The 403-nt window shown below is 64.0% G+C and carries 1 protein-coding gene; it reads left to right on the top strand.

Features of this window, described 5'->3' with window-relative positions; translation table 11 throughout:
* Positions 1-403 (top strand): aminotransferase class I/II-fold pyridoxal phosphate-dependent enzyme (locus ACWTU8_RS33155; RefSeq protein WP_455851420.1); only part of this gene is annotated, 403 nt, incomplete at both ends.

The raw sequence follows: 403 nt of genomic DNA, 5'->3' as shown, positions 1-403 counted from the left end.
TCTACATCCAGTCGGCCGGGGCTGCGCCGATCGCGGTCAAGGAGACCGATGAGCGCGCCGACATCGATGCGATACTGGCGGCCGTCACGCCGCGCACGAAAATCGTGTTTCTCGCCAATCCCAACAATCCGACCGGCACCTATGTGCCGTTCCAGGAGGTGCGCCGCCTGCATGCCGCCCTGCCCAGACATGTGCTGCTGGTGCTCGACGCTGCCTACGCCGAATATGTCCGCCGCAATGACTATGAAGCCGGCATCGAACTGGTCGGCAGCGCCGAGAATGTGGTCATGACCCGCACCTTCTCCAAGATCGGCCTCGGTGGCGCGCGGATCGGCTGGATGTACGCGCCCATGCACATCGTCGACGCCATCAACCGCGTCCGTGGTCCCTTCAACGTCAACGC

It is taken from the genome of Mesorhizobium sp. BHbdii (genome assembly GCF_053848045.1).
Note: the sequence above shows the minus strand (reverse complement) of the source record. Positions and strands in the feature narration are given on the sequence as shown.